This window comes from Micromonospora sp. NPDC007220 (assembly GCF_040634035.1).
In the GTDB taxonomy this organism is placed as follows: domain Bacteria; phylum Actinomycetota; class Actinomycetes; order Mycobacteriales; family Micromonosporaceae; genus Micromonospora; species Micromonospora reichwaldensis.
This window is the reverse complement of record NZ_JBEYEU010000012.1, coordinates 1-21,339: the sequence shown is the minus strand read 5'-3', so window position 1 is coordinate 21,339 and position 21,339 is coordinate 1. Positions and strand designations below refer to the sequence as shown.

Annotated in this window: 10 protein-coding genes; 8 read left to right on the top strand and 2 right to left on the bottom strand. The window is 75.2% G+C overall.

Annotated features, from left to right (window positions below):
- Positions 1–28 precede the first annotated feature (28 nt).
- From ABZ573_RS20880 to ABZ573_RS20845, 8 genes are all read left to right on the top strand, one after another.
- Positions 29–6,577 (top strand): amino acid adenylation domain-containing protein, encoded by a 6,549-nt coding sequence (locus ABZ573_RS20880; RefSeq protein WP_358120069.1) that lies wholly within the window; start codon positions 29–31, stop codon positions 6,575–6,577.
- Complete coding sequence (locus ABZ573_RS20875) at positions 6,574–9,039, top strand: beta-ketoacyl synthase N-terminal-like domain-containing protein (RefSeq protein WP_358120066.1); 2,466 nt, start codon at positions 6,574–6,576, stop codon at positions 9,037–9,039. The genes ABZ573_RS20880 and ABZ573_RS20875 overlap by 4 nt, the downstream gene beginning before the upstream one ends.
- Positions 9,040–9,043: 4 nt before the next feature.
- Complete coding sequence (locus tag ABZ573_RS20870; protein ID WP_358120063.1) at positions 9,044–10,063, top strand: LLM class flavin-dependent oxidoreductase; 1,020 nt, start codon at positions 9,044–9,046, stop codon at positions 10,061–10,063.
- Entirely contained in the window at positions 10,060–11,655 is a 1,596-nt protein-coding gene (locus ABZ573_RS20865) for an MBL fold metallo-hydrolase (protein ID WP_132239868.1), read from the top strand. Before ABZ573_RS20870 ends, ABZ573_RS20865 begins: the two co-directional genes overlap by 4 nt.
- Positions 11,652–15,230: a CocE/NonD family hydrolase gene (locus ABZ573_RS20860; protein ID WP_358120059.1), complete on the top strand. Its 3,579-nt coding sequence runs from the start codon at positions 11,652–11,654 to the stop codon at positions 15,228–15,230. Before ABZ573_RS20865 ends, ABZ573_RS20860 begins: the two co-directional genes overlap by 4 nt.
- Positions 15,227–16,528, top strand: coding sequence for an aspartate aminotransferase family protein (locus tag ABZ573_RS20855; RefSeq protein WP_151457308.1), 1,302 nt, complete (start codon positions 15,227–15,229; stop codon positions 16,526–16,528). The genes ABZ573_RS20860 and ABZ573_RS20855 overlap by 4 nt, the downstream gene beginning before the upstream one ends.
- A 10-nt stretch (positions 16,529–16,538) precedes the next feature.
- Positions 16,539–16,757 carry an MbtH family NRPS accessory protein gene (locus ABZ573_RS20850; RefSeq protein ID WP_151457307.1) on the top strand — a complete coding sequence of 73 codons (219 nt, stop codon included), beginning with the start codon at positions 16,539–16,541 and terminating at the stop codon, positions 16,755–16,757.
- Between the two features lie 446 nt (positions 16,758–17,203).
- Positions 17,204–18,514, top strand: a complete 1,311-nt coding sequence (locus tag ABZ573_RS20845) for a condensation domain-containing protein (RefSeq protein WP_358120055.1) — start codon at positions 17,204–17,206, stop codon at positions 18,512–18,514.
- A 57-nt stretch (positions 18,515–18,571) separates the two neighbouring features.
- Here ABZ573_RS20845 and ABZ573_RS20840 read toward each other — a convergent pair whose 3' ends face one another.
- Positions 18,572–20,854, bottom strand: coding sequence for a condensation domain-containing protein (locus ABZ573_RS20840; protein WP_358120052.1), 2,283 nt, complete (start codon positions 20,852–20,854; stop codon positions 18,572–18,574).
- Positions 20,851–21,339, bottom strand: a 489-nt coding sequence (locus ABZ573_RS20835) for a phosphopantetheine-binding protein (protein WP_358120049.1), incomplete at its 5' end; no start/stop codon positions are given. The genes ABZ573_RS20840 and ABZ573_RS20835, both read right to left, overlap by 4 nt.

Here is a 21,339-nt window from a genome sequence, read left to right as displayed (position 1 = left end):
GACCCCTGTGCATCGAGTGGAGAGCCAGATGACCGAGCACACCGGCGCCCTGATCCACGAGGCGACCGACGTCGTCAACCTGGGCGCCGCCCTGTCGCACCAGGCGCGGGTCCAGCCCGACAGCCCCGCCCTGCACCTGGTGGCGGAGGACGGCTCCACCGAGACGGTGGACTACGCGACGCTCGACGCCCGGGCCCGCCGGGTCGGCGCGGCCCTGGCCGGGCACTGCCGTCCCGGTGACCGGGTGCTGATGCTCGTCGGGGCGGGTGTCGACTTCCTCGCCGGCTTCTTCGGCTGCCTCTACGCCGGCACCGTGCCGGTGCCGCTGGCCGCCCGGCTCAACCGGGCCAGCGCCCCGGTCGTCGGGCGGATCCTCGACGACGCGCAGGCCACCGCGGTGCTGGCGGCCCGCGCGGTCACGAGCGCCGTGGACCTGACCACGCTCATGCCCGGTCGCCGGCTGCCGGTGCTGGAGCTGGAGTCCCTCGACGCCGCGCCCGCCGGCTGGCAGCCGGCGGTGGCCGAGGGCGGGCTGGCGTTCCTCCAGTACACCTCGGGCACCACCAGCACCCCCAAGGGCGTGATGGTCAGCCACGCGAACCTGCTGGAGAACCTGCGGGCCATCCGCCGCTCCTTCGCCTTCGACGACGCGACGGTGATGGCCTCCTGGCTGCCGCCGCACCACGACATGGGGCTGATCGGCACCCTGCTCACCCCCGTCTACCTCGGGGTGCCGACGGTGCTGATGGACCCGGCGACGTTCATCCGCACCCCGGTGCGGTGGCTCCAGGCGATCAGCCGGTACCGGGCCACCATCAGCGGCGGGCCCAACTTCGCCTACGACCTGTGCGTGCGCAAGGTCGCCGAGGCCGACCGTGCCGCCCTGGACCTCAGCTCCTGGCGGGTGGCGTTCAACGGCGCCGAGCCCGTACGCGCGGCGACCCTGCGCGCCTTCGCCGCGGCGTTCGCCCCGCACGGTTTCGACGAGCGGGCCTTCCTGCCCTGCTACGGACTGGCCGAGGCGACGCTGCTGGTCGCCGGGCGGGCGCGGGCGCAGCGGCCCGTCGTGACCACGGTGGCCGACCCCGACCCCGCCGGACCCGCCGCCCACCGCCCCGGCACGGAGGTGGTCGGCTGCGAGATCCTGCCCGAGGCGGAGGTCCGGATCGTCGACCCGACCGGCCACCCCGTCCCCGACGGCACCGCCGGCGAGATCTGGGTCCGGGGCGGCAGCGTCGTCGACGGGTACTGGAACCGGCCGGAGGAGTCCGCGCGGACCCTGCACGCCACCCTCGGCGGCGACCCCGACGACGGCCCCTACCTGCGCACCGGCGACCTCGGCTTCCGCCAGGACGGCCACCTGTACGTCCGCGGCCGGATCAAGGAGACCGTGGTCATCCGCGGCCAGAACCACTATCCGGACGACATCGAGCAGACCGTCCGCGCCGCCTGCCCCCGCCTCGGCGGGCGGATCGCCGCGTTCGGTGTGGACGTCGCCGACGACGGCCACGGCGTCGGCGAGGCCGTGGTCCTGTGGTACGAGACCCGCTCCGACCGGGCGTCGGACGAGGCACCGGCCATCGCCGAGGCGGCCCGCCGGGCCGTGGTGACCGTCCACGGCCTGGACCTGCACCGGGTACTGGCCGTACCGCCCGGCACCATCCCCGTCACCACCAGCGGCAAGACCCGTCGCGGCGACTGCGCGCGGGCGTACGCGGCGGGCAGCGCCACGATCGTCGCGGACGACCCCCTGCGCCCGGCGGCGCGCCCCGCCCCGGCCGCCGCGCCGGCGCAGGCGCAGCGACTGCGCGCCCTGGCCGGCGGGCTGCTCGACGTCGACCCGGAGCGGATCGACCCGGACCGTTCCCTGCCGGAGCTCGGGTTCGACTCGCTGCGGGCCGTGGAGCTGCAACACCTGATCGAGGGGGAGTGGGGCGTCCGCCCGGCCCTGACCGACCTGCTGGGCGACAGCACGGTGGCCGAACTGGCCGCCGCGCTGCCGTCCGCGCCCGCGCCGGCCGACCCGCCGGCCACCCCGGCCGCCGCCGACGGGCCCTACCCGCTGTCGTACGGCCAGCGGGCGATCTGGTTCCAGGGCGCCCTCGCCGAGGACCCGGCCAACCTCAACCTGTGCCGCGCGGTGACCGTCGACGGCGAACTGGACGCCGCGGCGCTGGCCCGCGCCGTGCGCGACCTCGGCGTGCGGCACCCGGCCCTGCTCACCCGCTACGACGACGCCGGCGCCGAGGTGACCCAGCGGGTGGCCGACGACGCCGAGGTCACGCTGGAGGTGCGCGACGCGGCGGGCTGGCCGGCGGGCCGGCTCGACGAGGAGATCGAGGCGGAACTCGGGGTCGGCTTCGCCGGCCCGCCCCTGCTGCGCGCCGTGCTGTTCCGGCACGCGGCGGACCGCCACACGCTGCTGCTCTGCACCCACCACAGCGTCATGGACGTGTGGTCGTTGGCGGTGCTGGTCGAGGACCTGGCGACCGGCTACGGCCGGCGCGCCGCCGGGGACGACGCGGCGCCGCCCGCACCCGCCGCCCACCCGGCCGAGTTCGTGGCCTGGCAGCGGTCCTTCCTGGACGGCCCGGCCGGCCGGGAGCTGACCGCGACGTGCCAGGCCCAGGTCGCCGACCTCGTGCCGTTGGACCTGCCGACCGACCGGCCCCGCCCGTCGGTGCGCACCTTCCGGGGCGCCGCCCACGCGTTCCGGCTCGACGCCGACCTGTGCGCCGGGATCGACGCGCTCGCCGCCGCGCAAGGGATCAGCCGCACCGCCGTGCTGTTCGCCGGCTACGCGGCGGTGCTGTCGCGCTACGCCGGCCAGGCGACGTTCCCGCTCGGCTTCGTGCACGCCGGCCGGGTCCGCGGCCGCTTCGCCGACCTGGTCGCCTACCTGGTCAACCCGCTGCCGGTGTCGGTGGACCTGTCCGCCGACCCGGAGTTCGGCGCCCTGGCCCGGGCGGCCCACGACGCGGTGCTGGCCGCCTCCGATCGCGCCGAGGTGCCGTTCGGGCGGATCGTCGAGGGGCTCGGGCAGGCCGCCGACGCCAGCCGCGGCGCGCTGCTCAGCGCGGCCTTCGCCTACCAGCACGGGCGCGGCACCGACCGGCTCGGCCTCACGCCGATGGTGCTGAACCACGAGGGGGCACTGGGTGACTGGGCCGGGCTGCGGGTGCGCAGCCGGCCGGTACGGCAGCGGGCCACCTACTACGACCTCTCCCTCTACCTGGGCGAGCACGACGGCGAACTGCTGGGCACCTTCGACTACAGCACCGACCTGTTCGACGCCGACACCATGGGCGTGCTGGCCGAGGCGCTGACCGCGCTGCTGTCCGCGGCCGTCGCGGCGCCGGCGACCCCCGTCGGCGCCCTGCCGCTGCTCGGCGCCGAGCGGCACCGGCAGGTGCTGGTGGAGTGGAACGACACCACGGCCGACTACGACACCGACCGGTGCGCGCCGGAGATCGTGGCCGAGCAGGCCCGCCGGACCCCGGACGCGCCGGCCGCCATCGACGGCACCACCCGGCTCACCTACGCCGAGCTCAACGCGGCGGCGAACCGGCTGGCCCACCGGCTGATCGGGCTGGGCGCCGGCCGGGGCACCCGGGTCGGCCTGCTGGTGCCCCGCTCCACGGTCAGCCTCACCGCCGTGCTGGCGATCCTCAAGACCGGCGCCGCCTACGTGCCGCTCGACCCGTCGTACCCGGTGGAGCGGCTGCGGTTCATGCTCGCCGACTCCGGGGCCCGGCTGCTCGTCGCCGCCCCCGGCGCGGCCGTCGGACTCCCGGACGTCGAGGTGGTCGACCCGGCCGAGGAGTCCCTCGCGGCCGAGGACGACCGCGATCCGCTGCCGACGGCCCACCCCGACGACGTGGCCTACGTCGTCTACACCTCCGGCTCCACCGGCACCCCGCAGGGCGTACTCGGCCTGCACCGGGGCATCGTCAACCGGCAACGGTGGATCATGGACCGCTTCCCGGTGGGGCCGGACGAGGTGGGCAGCCACAAGACCTCGCTGAGCTTCTTCGACTCCGGCGGCGAGATGTTCCTGCCGCTCTTCGCCGGCGCCCCGGTCGTCGTGGTGCCCGAGGACGTCGGACGCGACCCGGTACGCCTGGTCGACCTGCTCGCCCGGCACCGGGTCACCCGCCTGGTGGCCGTACCGTCGTTGCTGCGGGCCATCCTCGACGGCGTCGCCGACGTCGGCGGACGCCTGTCGGCGCTGCGCTACTGCCACTCCAGCGGGGAGGCGCTCACCGCCGACCTGGCCGCGCGGTGGCTGGCGGCCCTGCCCGGCTGCGTCCTGGTCGACCTCTACGGCTCGTCGGAGATCTCCGCCGACGTGACCCTGGACGTGGTCACCGGACCGGAGCGGGTCGGCAGCGTCGGGCGGCCCGTCGGCAACACCCGGATCTACGTCCTGGACGAGGCCATGCGGCCGGTGCCGCCCCGCTTCGCCGGTGAGGTCTACGTCGGCGGGGCCGGCCTGGCCCGTGGCTACCTCGACCAACCGGCGTTGACCGCGACGCGGTTCGTTCCCGACCCGTACGGCGACGGCGGGCGGCTGTTCCGCACCGGTGACCGGGGCCGGTTCAGCCACGACGGGCGGCTGGAGTTCCTGGGCCGGGCCGACCACCAGGTGAAGGTCCGCGGCTTCCGGATCGAGCTGGGCGAGATCGAGGCGACGCTGCGGGCCCACCCCGGGGTCGCCGCCGCCGTGGCCGCGCTCGCCCAGGCGCCGGGCGGCGGCGAGCAGCGGATCGTCGCGGCGGTCGTGCCCCGGCAGCGCAGCGGGTCGTCCGCGCCGGCCGGAGCCGACCCGGGCGGGGCGCCGGCCACCACCCGGGTGTCGGACTGGCGGCTGCTCTACGACCGGATGTACACCGAGGCCGGTCCCGCCGAGGAGGCCCAGCAGGCGATCTGGACCAGCAGCTACACGGGCGCGCCGTTCACCGACGTCGAGATGGGCGAGTGGATCGACCAGGCGGTCCGGCGGATCCGGGAGCTGCGTCCCCGCCGGCTGCTGGAACTCGGCTGCGGCACGGGCAACCTGACCCTGGCGTTGGCGCCGGACTGCGAGGCGTACGTCGGCACCGACTTCTCCGCCGCCGGCCTGAAGGTGCTCGAACAGCGGCTCGACGCCGAGGGGGTGGACCGGGACACGGTCACGCTGCTGCTGCGGGAGGCCGACGACGTCACCGGCATCGAGGCCGGCAGCTTCGACACCGTGGTGCTGCACTCGGTGACCCAGTACTTCCCCCACCACGACTACCTGCGCGGGGTGCTGCGCGCGGCGGTCACCGCGGCCTCGCCCGGCGGGCGGATCTACCTCGGCGACGTACGCGACCTCGACCTGCTGGAGGTGTTCCACGCCTCGGTGGAGCTGGGCGCCGAGCCGGAAGCCGGCCTGACCGTCGCCGAGCTGCGCCGCCGCGTCGCCGCCCGGGTGCTCGCCGACGACGAGCTGGTGCTGGCCCCCGACCTGTTCCTCACCGCGCCGGACTGGCTGCCGGGGGTGACCGGGGTGGAGCTGCACCTCAAGCGCGGCCGGCAGGCCAACGAGCTGAGCGCGTTCCGCTACGACGTCGTCCTGCACGTGGGCGCCGCCCCCGACGGCGACGCCGCCGAGCCGGTCGAGCCGGTGCGGCTGGACTGGACGCGCGACGGGCTGGACGTCGCCCGGCTGCGGAGCCTGCTGCGCGGCAACCGCAACCGGCCGGTGGAGGTGCGCGACGTGCCGAACGCGCGGCTCGTCACGGTCGCCGGCCCCGTACGCCGGCTGGCCGGTCTCGCCGACGCCGACCCGGTGACCCGCCCGACCGGCGAGCTGCCGCCCGGGGTCGACCCGGAGGACTGCTGGAGCATCGGCGAGGCGCTGGGCCGACGGACCGCCGTGGTGCCGTCGACCGCGCGCGACCCGTACACGATGGACCTGCGGTTCTGGCCCGCCGCCCGACCGGACGACACGGTCGGCTGGACCCCGCCGCGGGCCCGGCGCGCCGACTGGCCGGAGCTGGCCAACGACCCGCTGGGCGCCACCGCGCGGCGGGACCTGCTGCACGACCTGCGCACCCACCTGCGGCAGCGGCTGCCGGAGTTCATGGTGCCGCTGCTGCACCTGGTCGACGAGCTGCCCACCACGGCGACCGGCAAGGTGAGCCGGCGCGCCGTCGCGGCCGAGGCCACCGAGGCGCTGGCCCGGCTGGGCGCGGGCGCCACGGCCCGGCCGCTCGCCCCGGCGGCCGGCGGGCTCCAGGCCCAGGTCGCCGAGATCTGGCTGGACGTCCTCGGCGTCGGCGCCGTCGGGCTCGACGACAACTTCTTCGACGTCGGCGGCAACTCGCTGAGCCTGGTCCAGGTGCACATCCGGATCCAGGAACTCCTCGGCCGGCAGTTCCCGCTTGTCGACCTGTACGAGCACACCACCGTGCGCAAGCTCGCCGAGCACCTCGGCGAGCCCGCGCGCCCGGCGACGGACCCGCCCGTCGACCCGGGGCCCGACCGCAACGAGCAGGTGGCGAACCGCCGCCGGTTGATGCGCCAGCGTATTCAGGAAGTGGGAAGTCGATGAGCAGCGAGATGGACATCGCCGTCGTGGGGATGAGCGGACGGTTTCCGGGCGCGACGAACGTCGCCGAGTTCTGGGAGCTGCTCCGCGACGGCGTCGACGCCGGCCGCGAGCTGACCGCCGCCGAGCTGGACGCCGTCCCGGCCGAGGAACGCGCCGACCCGGCGTACGTGCCGGTGTGGTCGGGCATCGAGGGCGCCGACCGGTTCGACGCCCAGTTCTTCGGCTACTCGCCGACGGACGCGACGCTGATCGACCCGCAGCACCGGATCCTGCTGGAGTGCGCCTGGGAGGCGCTGGAGGACGCCGGCTACGACAGCCGCCGCTTCCCCGGCGACATCGCCGTGTACGCCGGCTGCGGCCTGAACCAGTACCTGCTCTACCACCTGCTGCCCCAGCAGGAGCTGGTCGACTCCGCCGGCCGGCTGGGCATGGCCGTCGCCAGCGACAAGGACAACCTGGCCACCCGCATCTCGTACAAGCTCGACCTGACCGGGCCCAGCATGACGGTGCAGACCAACTGCTCCTCGGCCCTGGTCGGGCTGCACCATGCCATCAGCAGCCTGCTCGACTACCAGTGCGACATGGCCATCGTGGGCGCGGTCAGCGTCAAGAACCCGGTGCCCCGCGGCTACCGGCACGAGGCCGACGGCATCAACTCGCCCGACGGCCGCTGCCGGGCCTTCGACGCCGAGGCCGCCGGCTACCACCTGGGCGACGGCGCCGGCGTGGTGGTGCTGCGCCGCCGGGAGGACGCCGAGGACGCCGGCGACCGGATCTACGCCCTGGTCAAGGGCTCGGCGGTGAACAACGACGGCGCCGGCAAGGTCAGCTTCGTGGCGCCCGGCCGGTCGGGCCAGGTGCGGGTGATCCGCCGGGCGCTGCGGGTCGCCGACGTCGAGGCGGACTCCATCCAGTACGTCGAGGCCAACGGCAGCGGCACCCTGATGGGCGACTCGATCGAGGTGTCCGCCCTGGAGGAGGCGTACGGCGCCGCCGGCGCTTCGGGCGCCGGTTGGGCGATCGGCTCGGTCAAGCCGAACGTCGGCAACCTCGACACCGCCTCCGGCGTGACCTCGCTGATCAAGGCGGTCCTCGCCGTCCACCACGGTGAGCTGCCGCCGTCGATCCACTTCCGCAAGCCCAACCCGCAGACCTCGCTCGACCGGGGGCCGTTCCGCGTCAACGACATGCTGCGGGACTGGCCCGAGGTCACCGGGCCGCGCCGGGCGGCGGTCAGCTCGTTCGGCGTCGGCGGCACCAACGCGCACGTCATCCTCGAACAGGCGCCGCCGCCCGCGCCGCCGGGGCCGAACCCGCCGTCCGTGCTGCTCGCCGTCTCCGCGGCCGGCGGCGAGGCGCTGGCCGCCGCCGCCAACCGGCTCGCCGAGCACCTCGGGCGTCACCCGGAGCAGGCCCTCGCCGACGTCGCCTACACCAGCCAGGTCGGCCGTCGCGCGTTGCGCCACCGGGCCTTCGTGGTGGCGACCGACGCCGGGGAGGCGGCCCGCGCGCTGTCCGCCGTCGGCGCGGGCGAGGCGTCGCCGGAGACCGCCACGGTGGCGTACGCGTTCCCCGCCACCTGCCCCGACCTGGCCGCGCTGTGCGACGCCCTGCCCCGGCTGCGGGCGGAGGTCGACCGGGTGGCCGGTGAGCTGGGCGTCGACCCGGCTGCCGGCGGGCCGGGCTCCGACGCGGCCACCGTCACCGGGCAGCTCGCGCTCGCCCGGCTGCTGGGCGCCTGCGGCGTGTCCCCGGTCGCCGCCCACGGCGAGGGTCCGGGCGCCGTGACGGCCGCCGTCGTCGACGGCCGCTGGACGGTGGCGGAGGCCGGGCGCGCCCTGCGCGCCGGCAGCCACCCGCCGGTGCCGGCCGGGACGCCGGCCGAGGCCGACCTGACGCTGGCCGTCGGCCCGGCGGAGGCGTCGACGCTGGCCCTGGCCGACGACGCCGGGAGCCTCCGTGGGCTGCTGGGCGCGCTCGGCGAGCTGTGGCGCCGGGGCGTCGAGGTGGACTGGGCCGCCCTGCACGAGGGCGCGTCGCGGCGTCGCGTCGGCCTGCCGACGTACCCGTTCCAGCGGACGCGGCACTGGGTCGACCCGGTGGCCGTGGCGCCCGTGACCGGCCCGACGCCGACGGCCCCGGCCGCCGACGCCCAGCCCGCCGCCGACGCCCAGCCGGCCGCCGGCTCGGTCCTGGAGGAGGCGGTTGCCGCCGTGTGGCGCCGCCGGCTCGGGGTGGACCGGATCGGGTTGCACGACTCGCTGCTGATGCTCGGCGCGGACTCGCTCAGCGCCGCCCGGACGCTGCGGGACCTCGCCCAGGCCTTCCACGTCGACCTGCAACTCGGCGTGTTCCTGCAGACCCCCACCGTCGCCGCGCTCGCCGAGGTGATCGACGGCAAGCTGCGCGAGGCGCAGGAGATCCGGGCCGCGCTCGCCGCGGTCTCCGAAGAGGGAGCGTGAGGCCGTGCCCGACGTCAGCTTCATCACCGTGGTGCCCCGGGTCCGGGACCTGACCGCGTACGCGGACACGGCGATGTCCGTCATCCGCCGCACCGACGCGGCGGACCTCGACGGGGTGCTCATCTTCACCGGCAGCGGCGCGGTGCTCGACCCCTGGGTCCTGGCGACCGCCGCGGCGGCCGGCACCACCCGGCTCAGCCCGCTGGTCGCGGTGAACCCCGTCTACCAGCACCCGTTCACCGCGGCCCGGATGGTCGCCTCGCTCGGCCTGCTCTACCAGCGGCGGATCGACCTCAACCTGATCACCGGCACCGCCGTGAGCGACCTGGACGCGCTCGGCGACCGGCTGGACCACGACGACCGGTACGCGCGCCTCGCCGAGTACGTCGAGATCATGATGGGGGTGCTGAGCAGCCGCCGTCCGTTCAGCTTCGACGGGCGGTTCTACCAGGTGTCCCGGTTGCAGCTCACCCCCGGCCTTCCCGCGCACCTGCTGCCGCGGCTGTTCGTCGCGGGGCAGTCCCCGGCCGCCCGGCAGGTGGCCGAGCGGGTGGGCGCCACCAGCATCCAGATGCTCACGGCGGCCCGGCCCGACGCCGACGGGGCACCGGGCGCGCTGAACTTCGGGCTGCTGACCCGGGCGACGGCGGAGGAGACCGAGCGGGTCGCCGAGGCCCGTTTCCCGGAGGATCCGGACGGCGCGAAGATCACCGCGGTCACCATGGCCAACACCGACTCCGTCTGGAAGCAGCGGCTCTTCGCCGAGGCGGAGGCCGGCCACGGCGCCGTCACCGTCGACCCGGCGTACCGGCTCGCGCCGTTCCGCTCCGGCCAGGCGGACGGGCCGTACCTGGTGGCCGACCACGCCGGCGCCGTCGAGCGACTGCTGGCGATGATCCGGGCCGGCGTACGCACCTTCGTGCTGGACACCCCCACCGACGACGAAGACTTCCACCACCTCGCACAGGTCGTCCGGACCGTCCGGGACCGACTGCGTACGGACTCCACCGAGGGAGCGCGATGAACCAGCCCTTCGCCAGCCACGACCTGGTGCACGCCCGCCCCAACCTGGCGCTGGAACCGCTCATCCACCGGTACTACGCCTGGCTGAACCTGGTGTCGCCGGTGCCGGCGGCGATGAACTTCGCCAAGCTGCACGTGCCGCTGCTGCGCTCGTTCCTCGACGCGCCCGCGCTGCACCGCCGCTCCGCCCGGGACCCGAAGCTGCGCGGCGGCATGTTCGTCGACCTCGAGGACGACCAGCTCGACGGGGTGTCCGACCTGGCGGCCCGGCTCGCCGACGGACCCATGCCGGAGCTGTCGGCGGCGATGGACGAGCTGACGGTCAACCTGGAGAAGCTCGCCGACGGGTTCGACCTGACGCCCCGCTACGGCGAGATCCCGCCGGCCCTGCGCGGCTACGTCGAGCTGGTCTACGACCTCAACGACCACGCCCGGATCCGGCTCGCCGAGCGGATGCTCTACCGGTCGCGGCACTTCGACGAGACCGCCCACTCGGTGGACCTGTCGCTGGCCACCGGCGACGAGCGGCCCTTCGCGATGACCACCCCGCGGTTCCCCGGCAACGGGCACGTGCAGGCCACCATGCCGCTGCGGGACCCCCGCATCGACCTGCTCTTCTCCACCATGACCACGGCCCGGCCCTTCGGCGAGCTGCGGGAGGCGTTCGACGTCTCCGACGCCGACCTGGCGACCTTCAGCGGGTTGTTCTCCGCCGAGCCGGGCGGGAGCCCGGACCGCAACCTGGACGGCCCGGGGCTGCGGGTGCGCTACTTCGGGCACGCCTGCGTGGTGGTGCAGTCCGGCCCGGTCACCGTGATGACCGACCCGTTCCTGTCCGACGCCCTCGGCGACGGCGACCGGTACGCCTACGCCGACCTGCCCGACGTCATCGACTACGTGCTGATCACGCACGGGCACCAGGACCACCTCGAACTGGCCTCCCTGCTGAAGCTGCGGCACCGCATCGGCACGGTGGTGGTGCCGAAGACCGCCGCCGGGGCGTTGCAGGACCCGTCGCTGCGGCTGTGCCTGGAGGCGCTCGGCTTCCCCAACGTGGTCGACGTGGAGCCGGGCGAGACCATCGAGCTGCCCGACGGGCAGATCGTGGTGTGCCCGTTCGTCGGCGAGCACTGCGACCTCGACATCGCCGCGAAGGTCACCTACTCGGTGCGTACCGGCGGGAAGAACCTCTACTTCGGCGCGGACAACCGCTGCGTCGACCCGGCCCTGTTCGGCCACATCCACGACATGATCGGCGACGTCGACATGGCGTTCCTCGGCATGGAGTGCGACGGCGCCCCGCTGTCCTGGATGTACGGTCCGCTCTTCTCCCGCCGCATCGACCAGAAGATGAGCCGCAGCCGCAAGCTCAACGGCTCCGACGCCGTCGAGGCGATGGGCATCGTCCGGCGGCTGCGGGCCCGGCAGGCGTACGTGTACGCGATGGGCCGCGAGCCGTGGCTGGTGTTCGTCATGGCGACGAACTACACCGACGAGTCGTACCAGCTCAAGCAGATGGCGGAGTTCTTCCAGCGCTGCGCCGACGTCGGGGTGCCGGCGCGGGAACTCTACGGACGGGCCGACCTGGCATGAGCCCCACCTGGACCTGCCGTTCGCAGTACGTGGCCACCCGCGACGGGACCCGGCTGGCGGCGTACGTCTTCCGGCCGGTTGGCCAGCGCGACCCCGCGCCCGCCGTCTGGGCCCACGACCGCTACCACCAGGTGTCGCCGCGCCCCGGGCGCGACGACTTCCTGGCGGTGGTACGCGCCGAACTGGCGGACGTCGACCTCACCGACATCGACGACCTCGGCGTGGCCGAGGTGGCCCCCGGGGAGGTGACGCTGCGGGCCTTCCCGGTCGCGCAGCGCCTGCTGGCCCGCGGCTACGTCGTCGTGGTGGTGGACAGCCGGGGCAGCGGCGCGTCGTTCGGCACCAGCGACGGCCCGTTCTCCACGGCCGAGGCGACCGACACGTACGACGTCACCGAGTGGATCGCCGCCCAGCCCTGGTGCGACGGCCGGGTGGGCATGTTCGGCCGCTCCTACCTCGGGGTCTCGCAGTACCTCGCGGCGAGCACCGCCCCGCCGCACCTGGCGGCGATCTTCCCGCAGATGGCGCTGTTCGACCTGCACCGCTTCGCCTGGGACGGCGGGGTGTTCCGGGACGACTTCGCCCGCGCCTGGGGCGAGGACGTGCGCGAACTCGACCTGCGTGGCCCCGTCGCGCCCCTCGACGACGACCCCGACGGCCTCCTGCTGACCGCCGCCCGCGAGCAGCACGTGGCGAACCGGGACGTCCGGACGATGTTCGCCGGCCTGCCCGGGCGCGAGTCACGGCTGGCCGACACCGGCGAGGCGGCGTACCTGACCCGCAGCCCGTCGGCGCTGCTGGAGGCGATCAACGCCTCCGGGGTCGCCGTCTACCACCTGGGCGGCTGGCACGACGTCTGGGCGCGCGACGCGACCGAGTGGGCCCGCCGGCTGACCGTGCCGCACCGGGTCGTCATCGGCCCCTGGCCGCACACCGGCGGTGTGCTGGGCGGCGCCGGCTACAACCTGGCCGACGAGCACGTGCGCTGGTTCGACCACTGGCTGCGGGGCCGGGACACCGGGATCATGGACGGCCCGGCCGTCCGGTACCACGTGCTGGGCGCCGACGCGTGGCGTGCCGCCCGGTCCTGGCCGCCGGAGCCGGCGACGACCGGCACCTGGCACCTTGGCCCGGCCGGCGAGCTGGGACCGGAACCCCGGGCCGGCGAGGCCCGGCGGTACGAGGTCGACTACGCCACCACGTCCGGCAAGACCAGCCGGTGGGCCAGCGGCTACGGCTCGCCCTTCCAGCGGCCGGACCTGACCGACAACGACACCCGGGCGCTGTGCTGGACCTCCGACCCGCTGACCGAGGCGGTCGAGCTGGTCGGCGCCCCGGTGCTGCGCCTGGCGGCCCGGGTCACCGACGGCCCGGCGGACGTCTTCGCCTACCTGGAGTCGGTCGCCCCCGACGGCACCTCGCTGTACGTGACCGAGGGCTGCGGCCAGGTCGACGGCGCTCCCGGCGACTCCCGCCTGGAGATCGAGCTGCACCCGATCGCGTACCGGTTCGCGGCGGGCGACCGGATCCGGCTGGCGGTCACCGGGGCGGACGCGGACAACGCGCTGACCGTGCCCCGGGACGTCGCGCCGGTGCTGACGGTGCGCCAGGACGCCGACGCCGCCCCGACGCTGGAGCTGCCCCGCGCGGCAACCCTCGAACGGCCCGACGCCGACGACGTCACGGCCCCGCTCTCCGTGGCGCAGCGGGCGATCTGGCTGGCCGAGCAGGCCGGCACGAGCGGAGCGGCGTACCACCTCGACGCGGCGGTCGAGCTGACCGGACCGGTGGACGCCGCCGCGCTGCACGCGGCGGTCGACGAGATCGTCCGCCGGCACGAGGCGCTGCGGACCACCATCGTCGAGGTCGACGAGGAACCGGTCCAGCGCATCCACCCGGCGGCGCCGCTCACGATCGCCCGCCTCGACCTCAGCGACGCGCCGGCCGACGGCTGGGCGGGCGACGAGCGGGTGACCGGGTTCCGCGACCGCCGGTGGGACCTCGCCCGGGAGTGGCCGATCCGGGTCGCGACCGTGCAGCTGCCCGCCGGCCGGACGGCGTTGCTGCTGGTGGTGCACCACGTCGCCGCCGACCCGACGGCGGCGGAGATCTTCTTCGCGGAGCTGGCCCGGCTCTACCCCTCGTACGCGCGGGGGGAGCCGCTCCGGCTGCCGGACGTGCCGTGCCGGTACGCGGACGTGGCCCGCCGCCAGCAGGCCGAACTCGCCGGGCCGGGCGCGGCCGACCAGCTCGCCCGGTGGCGGCGCTACCTGGACGGCGCTCCGCAGGTGATCACCCTGCCGACGGACCGGCCCCGACCGCCGGTCCTGGACCACCGGGGCGGGTCGGTGCGCTTCACGATCGACGACGACCTCGCCGCCCGGCTGGTGGCGGCGGCCGCCGCCGCGCGGACCAGCCCGTTCACCCTGCTCACCGCCGCGTTCGCCCGCACCCTGAACGCGTACGGCGCGGGCGACGACCTGCTCATCGGCACGCCGAGCCTGCAACGCGACGACGAGTCGACCCGCGACCTGATCGGCTGCCTGGTCAACCTGCTGCCGCTGCGGATCCGGGTCGACCGGGACGCCACCGTGGCCCAGTTCCTGCACGACGTACGCGGCAGCGTGCTGACCGCGCTGGAGCTGCGCCGGGTGCCCTTCGACACGCTGGTCGGCGAGCTGCGCCCGCGCCGGGACCCGGCGGTCTCCGCGCTGGTGCAGGTCTGCGTCCGGTACGGCCGGGCGGTGCCGGACCGGTTCCGGCTCGGCGCGGTCGAGGCGCTGCGGTTGGAACCGCCGGAGTGGACCTCGGCGAAGTACGACCTGGCGCTGGCCGTGAACCAGGTCGGCGAGGACCGGATGGTGGGCAGCCTCGACTTCCGGCTCGCCCTGTTCGACCGGGCCACCGTCCAGCGGATCTTCGACTCGATGCTGACCGTGCTCGACCAGCTCGTCGCCGACCAGGAGCGGCCGGTGGGGGAGCTCTCCGCCATGCCCCGCCGGGAGCTGCGGGCCGTGCTCGACGGCTGGAACCCGGCGCGGCTGCCGGACGCGCTGGTCGGCCAGGACGACCTGCCGGCCGTGGCCCGCTGCTACGTCCTCGACGACCGCGCGCGGCCCGTGCCGGTGAACACCCCGGGGCGGCTGTGGGTCAGCGGCGCCGGCGAGGTCGACGACCCGTACGCCGGCACGCCGGGCGCGCGGATGCGGGACACCGGGGCCACCGTGCGGTGGACCACGGCGGGACGGCTGGAACTGGTGCCCGCCGCCCCCGGGCGGCCGACCGCCCCGCCGGAGGCTGCCCCGGACACGGCGCAGCCGACCGCCGCGCCGTCCGACGACGGCCGCTCCGAGGTGCTGGACCAGCTCGGGCAGATCTGGGCCGCCCTGCTCAAGGTCGACGGCGTCGAGCCCGGGGACGACTTCTTCGACCTGGGCGGCGACTCGCTCTTCGCGATCCGCCTGATCAGCCGGATCCGCAAGGCGTACCAGGTCCGGCTCTCCCTGCAGGACGTGTTCGCGGCGCCGACGCTGGCCGAGCAGGTCGACCTGGTCCGCGAACGGCAGGCGTCGTGACCGGGCCGGTCTTCTACCCCTGGTCCGCGCAGGAGGAGATCGATCCGGTCCGCGTGGCCGGCGGCGCGGGCAGCTGGTTCTGGGACGAGCAGGGCAACCGGTGGCTCGACCTGCACGCCCAGATGGGCAACCTGCACCTGGGCCACCAGCACCCGGCCCTGGTGGCGGCGCTGCGCGAGCAGGCCGGACGGATGTGCACGATCGCGCCGTCGTTCGCCGTCGACGTCCGCGACGAGGCGGCCCGGGCGATCGTCGAGGTGGCACCGGGGGACCTGGAGACGGTCCTGTTCACCACCGGCGGCGCGGAGGCCGTGGAGCACGCGGTGCGGATGGCGCGGGTGGTGACGGGGCGGCCGAAGGTGCTCGCCGCCTACCGGTCCTACCACGGGGCGACGGCGGGGGCGCTGGCGTTGACCGGTGACCCCCGGCGCTGGCCGGTGGACACGGCCAGCGGCGGCGCCGTGCACTTCACGGGCCCGTACCCGTACCGCAGCGAGTTCCACGCCGAGAACGCCGCGCAGGAGGGCGAACGGGCGCTGGAGCACCTGCGCCGGCTCGTCGGGTACGAGGGCCCGGACACGATCGCCGCGATCCTCGTCGAGCCGGTGGTCGGCAGCAACGGCGTGCTGGTGCCGCCGGACGGCTACCTGGCCGGCGTCCGCCGGCTCTGCGACGAGCACGGCATCCTGCTGATCGCCGACGAGGTGATGACCGGCTTCGGCCGGTGCGGCAGGTGGTTCGCCGGCGACCTCTGGGACGTGGTGCCCGACCTGATGACCTTCGCCAAGGGGGTCAACTCCGGCTACGTGCCGGTGGGCGGGGTGCTGCTGTCCCGCGCGGTGGCGGCCCACTTCGCGCACCGCCGCTACCCCGGCGGGCTCACCTACTCCGGGCACCCGCTGGCCTGCGCCTCCATCGTGGCGGCGCTGCGGGTGCTGCGGGAGGAGAACCTGGTCGACCGGGCGGCCGCACTCGGCCGCGACGTGGTGGGCCCGGCGCTGGCCGAGCTGGCCGAGCGCCACCCGATCGTCGGCGACGTCCGCGGCGTCGGCCTGGCCTGGGCCGTCGAGCTGGTCCGGGACCGCGCGACCCGCGAGCCGCTGGCGCCGTACGCGGCCCCGGGGACGCTGGCGCCCGAGATGGCCGCCGTCCTGGCGGCGTGCAAGCGCCACGGCGTCTGGCCGCTGGCGGCGGGCAACCGGCTGCACCTGTTCCCTCCGTTGACCATCACGGCGGAGGAGTTGACCGCCGGGATCGCCGGGATCGACCGGGCCCTGACCGAGGTGTCCGAGCTGTGAGGAGAAGAAGATGACGGTGGAGCAGACGGAGACGGCCGACATCTGCCGGGTCGTGGTCAACGACGAGGAGCAGTACTCGATCTGGCCGGACGGGCGGGAAATCCCGGCGGGCTGGCGGGAGGAGGGCTTCGTCGGGCCGCGCGCCCGGTGCCTGGAGCACATCGACTCGGTGTGGACGGACATGCGCCCGCTGAGCCTGCGCCGGGCGATGGCGGGCGAGGCAGGGTAGGAGACGTCAGGGTCCCGGCCGCGCGGCGCGCGTCGTCCGGTCGGGCCCGCCTCCCGTCCGTACCACGATTACTTCCCGCGAGCGGAAAGCGGCGGGCGGTAATTGTGTGCGTGGGTCCTGCTTATCGCAGGAAAAACTTCGGGTTGCGGAGCCGGGACAGAGATATTAACGTCTATCCACAGTGGACCCCGGCGGTTCCGGATGGGAGTCAAGATGCGTGCTCACTGCTACACGGCAACGACTCTGGTGGACATCGACCTCGTGGTTCGGCCCCGCAAGAGCCGGCTCGCCTGACAGCTGGAAAACAGGAGACCGCGGTCTCCGAGGCAATTCTGGTACGACCCTCTGAAATGCGTCTTCCGGAACGTCGGTAGGCGATCTCGTCAGTTCGCAGATCAGTTGATATTTGGTCCGCCGGGGCCATCTATTATTTCGGGGGATTCAGGGTGCGGGACCATTTCGAGACGAGCGAACACCAGGAATACCTGTGCCGTCTCGACGGCCGGGTCGGTCCCGCGACCCTGATGACCCAGGTGTGCCACCGCCTGGACGGCGACGTCGACGTCGAGGCGTTGCGTCGCGCCGTCGGGCGGCTGGCCGAGGCGCATCCGTTGCTGCGCCGGGCGTTCGCCGAGCACGACGGCTACGTGGTCCTGCGCGACGGCCGCGATCGGGCCGACCTGGAGGTCGTCGAGGTGCCCGACGACCGGGCCGCCCTCGACTGGTGCCAGGCCGCCCTGCGGCGGCCGGTGGACCTGTGGGCCGGACCGTGCTGGACGGTGTCGCTGGCCCGGACCGGCACGGGGAGTTCCTACCTGCTGCTGCGCGCGCACATGGCGCTTCTCGACCACCACTCCCTCGACCTGCTGGTCGACGACCTGGCCGTCCTCTACGGGGCCGAGCTGGGCGCCGGCACGGGCCAGCCACCCGCCGCCGAGCCGATCGACGACGTCCTCGACCGGCTCTTCGAGCTGGGCGAGGAACAGGCGGAGGAGGACCTCGACTGGTGGCTCGACACGTTCGGCCGGCTCGGCCCGGTGGAGACCGGGGCCGACCTGACCGACCCGTTCGACGCGGCACCGGACGGGCCACCCCCGGCTCCCGGTGGCCACCTCGCGCAGGCGCACGTCCCCTCCGGCGGGATCGTGCCGGCCGTGCGCCGCCTGCGGGTCTCCCCGTTCGCCGCGTACACCGCGGCCCTGCTGGGCGCGCTGGGCGGGCCCGCCGCCACCCGGTCGTTCCGGGTGGCCTTCGTCGTGGACATGCGGTCGTTCCTCGACTGCGAACGCGTCGTCGGCCAGCTGAGCCAGGCCGCGGTCCTGCGGGTCGACGTACCGCCGGGGATCGGCTTCGCCGACCTCAGCCGCCGGGTCGCCCACCAGGCCGCCGAGTCGCTCGGGCACCAGGCCGCCCCCTTCGAGCGGGTCGTCGTGGAGCTGAAGCGGCGTGGGGTGCCGGTGCACCTGCTGGCCCCGGTCTCGGTCAACTATTCCCTGCTGCGGGCGATCGACTGGCCCGGCGCCACCGCCGAGGCGATCGAGCTGGACAGCACCTCGGCGCTGGACGACACCGCCGGTCTGGGCGGCTACTTCGACCAGCTCGACGGCCAGGAGCAGCTACGCATCAAGCTGTACGCCGCTGCCTCCTCCTACAGTGCCGGACGCACCGACGAACTGCTCGCGGAGACCCGCCGGTGCCTGGAGATCGGGCTGGCGTCGCCGGACCAGCCCCTCGCGGCCGGCACCCCCACCGCCTGACGGCGCCCACCCTCCGCAGGGCCGCCCGGAATTCCCCCGAGGGCCGGGCGCCGTCGCTCACCGGTCGTCCAGCGCCCGGGCCAGCCAACCGGCGATCCGTTGCACCGTGGGCCGGCGCAGCAGCGAGTAGTGGTCGCCCTCGTACTCGTGGACGGTGGTCCGGGCGCCGACGTAGCGCTCCCAGCGCGGCTGCCAGCGCGGCGACGCGGCGGCCTGCACGACGGTCAGCGGCAGCTCCGCGCCCTCCGGCCGGTACCCGGCCACGGCGGTGACGTGCCGGGCGAAGGTCTCCACCCGGCGGCGCACCTCGCGCACCGGCAGCGCCACCGGGGTCACCCCGGCGTCCACCAGCCAGCGGCGCAGCAGCATCGTCTGTTCCTCGACCGGCAGCGCGGCGAGCGTCGCCGCCGTCGGCGCCGGGTGGTCCCGGCCGAGGGACGCGGCGAGGTCCGCGGCGAACCGGGCCGCCGTCGCGGCGTCGTCGGTCCCCTCGCCGGCCGGGCGCGCCTGCCCGGGCGCGGTGTCCAGCACCACCAGCAGGTCGACGGCGCGTCCGGCCCGCACCAGCCGGCGGGACATCTCGTACGCGAGCAGGCCGCCCATCGACCAGCCGCACAACCGGTACGGGCCGGCCGGCCAGCGGGCGACGACGTCGTCCAGGTACGCCTCGGCGAGCGCGTCGATGGAGTCGCCGGTGGCGTCGGCGGCCGACTCGATGCCGACCAGGTGGTACGCGGGCAGCAGCCGGGCGAGTTCGGCGTACGCGCCGACCGTGCCGCTGACGGGGTGCGGCAGGATCAGTGGCGGTCGGTCGGTCGGCCCGCCGAGGTGCACCAGCGTGCCGGACCCCGTCCCGCCCGGCCGGGTACGCGCCGCGGGTGGCGGGGTCGCCGCCCGGACGCCCGGCACGGGCCGGCGCACCGGCAGCGCGCCGACGGTGGCGTGCGGGTCGGCGACGACCGTGTCCAGCAGCGCCACGAAGTCGTCGGCGACGGCGGCCATGTCCGCCGGGTCGAACAGCCCGTCGCGCCAGGTCCAGGCCGCCACGAGCCCGCCCGAGGCGTCGGTCAGGACGTCCAACTGCACGTCGAACTTCGCCGTGCCGGTGTCGACGTCGACCCAGGCGGTGCTCAGGCCGGCGAGCCGGGGCGGGGGCGCGGGCCGGCCCTCCACGCTGAACGCGAACTGTGAGAACGGCATCCGGCCCGGCACCCGCGCCGGGCGCACCTCGTCCACGATCCGTTCGAACGGCACCGCCATGTGGGCGTACGCCCCGAGGGTCAGCTCCCGGACCCGGTCGACCACCTCGGCGAAGGTCGGGTTCCCCGCCAGGTCCCCGCGCAGCACCACGGTGTTGACGAAGTACCCGATCCGGCTCTCGTCCGCCTCGCTCGTCCTGCCCGTCGTCGGCGACAGCACGGCGACGTCGCTGCTGCCGGTGCGTACGGACAGCAGCACCAGGTACGCGGCCAGCAGCGTCATGAACGAGGTGGCCCGCCGGGACCGACCCAGCCGGGTGAGGGCGGTCGTCACGCCGCGGTCCAGCGGGACGTCCAGCCGCCGGCCGGAGGCCAACGCCCCGGGCACCCGGTCGCGTACGCCGGGCAGGTCCAGGTCGGGCAGGCCGGCCAGCCGCTCGCGCCAGTAGGCCAGTGCCGCGTCCGGGTCCTCCGGGTCGTCGGCGAAGCCGTCCTCGTCGTCCTCGTCGTCGGGCACCGGCGGATCGAGGTCCGGCGTCTTTCCCGCCCGCAGCGCGTCGTACGCAGTGGCGAGGTGGCCCCAGAAGACCGGGCGGGACCCGCCGTCGAAGACGATGTGGTGCACGGTGACCGCGAGCAGGTGCTCGTCGGCCCCGCAACGAATCAGCACCGCCCGCAGCAGCGGGCCGTCGGCCAGGTCGAACAGCTCGTCGTGGGCCCTCTCCAGTTCCTGCCGGACCCGCTGCTCGCGGGTCGCGGCGTCCGTCGCGCCGAGGTCGACGACCGGCACCGGCACCGGCGCGCAGGGACCGATCCGCACGAGCACCTCGTCGTCGACCATCGCGAAGGTGGCCCGGAGCAGGTCGTGCCGGTCCGTGACGGCGGCGAGTGCGCCCCGCAGGGCCGGCAGGTCCAGCTCGCCGGTCATCCGCACCACGGTCAGGATGTGGTACGCCGTGCTCGTCGGCTCCAGCTGTTGCAGGAACCAGAGCTGCCGCTGGGCCACGGTGGCGGGACCGGTCGGCGCGGCGGGCAGCCGCTCGCGCAGCAGCCGTACCAACAGCCGCCGGTGCTCCTCCGCCGGCCAGCCGGGCGGCGGTCGCAGCAGCGCGGTGACCGGGTCGGGCGACGGGCCGCTCATCGGGGCGCTCCTGTCTCGTCGTACGGCGGGCCGGGCCGGGTGGCGGCGGCCAGCGCTCGTCGGGCCTGGTCCTCGGTGAGCGCGGCGACGGCCTCGCGCAGGCCGGCCACGGTGTCCACCCAGCCGGGCCGGCGCTCGACGCGGCGCAGCTCGTCGGCCAGCCCCGCGATCGTCGGGTCCCGGAACAGCGCCGCGACCGGCAGGTCGACCTCGAACGCGGCGCCGGCCTGCGCGGTGACCTGGGTGGCCAGCAGGGAGTGCCCGCCGACGGCGAAGAAGTCGTCGCGGACTCCGATGCCCGCGACGGGGGTGCCCAGCACCGTCGCCCAGATCCCGGCGAGCTGTCGCTGCAGGGCGTCGCCGGGCGGCGCGGAGCGGATGGTCGTGGGATCCGGTGCGGGGAGTGCGTTGCGGTCGATCTTGCCGTTGCGGGTGAGGGGGAAGTGGGGCAGGGCGATGATGGCGTGGGGTACGAGGTGGCGGGG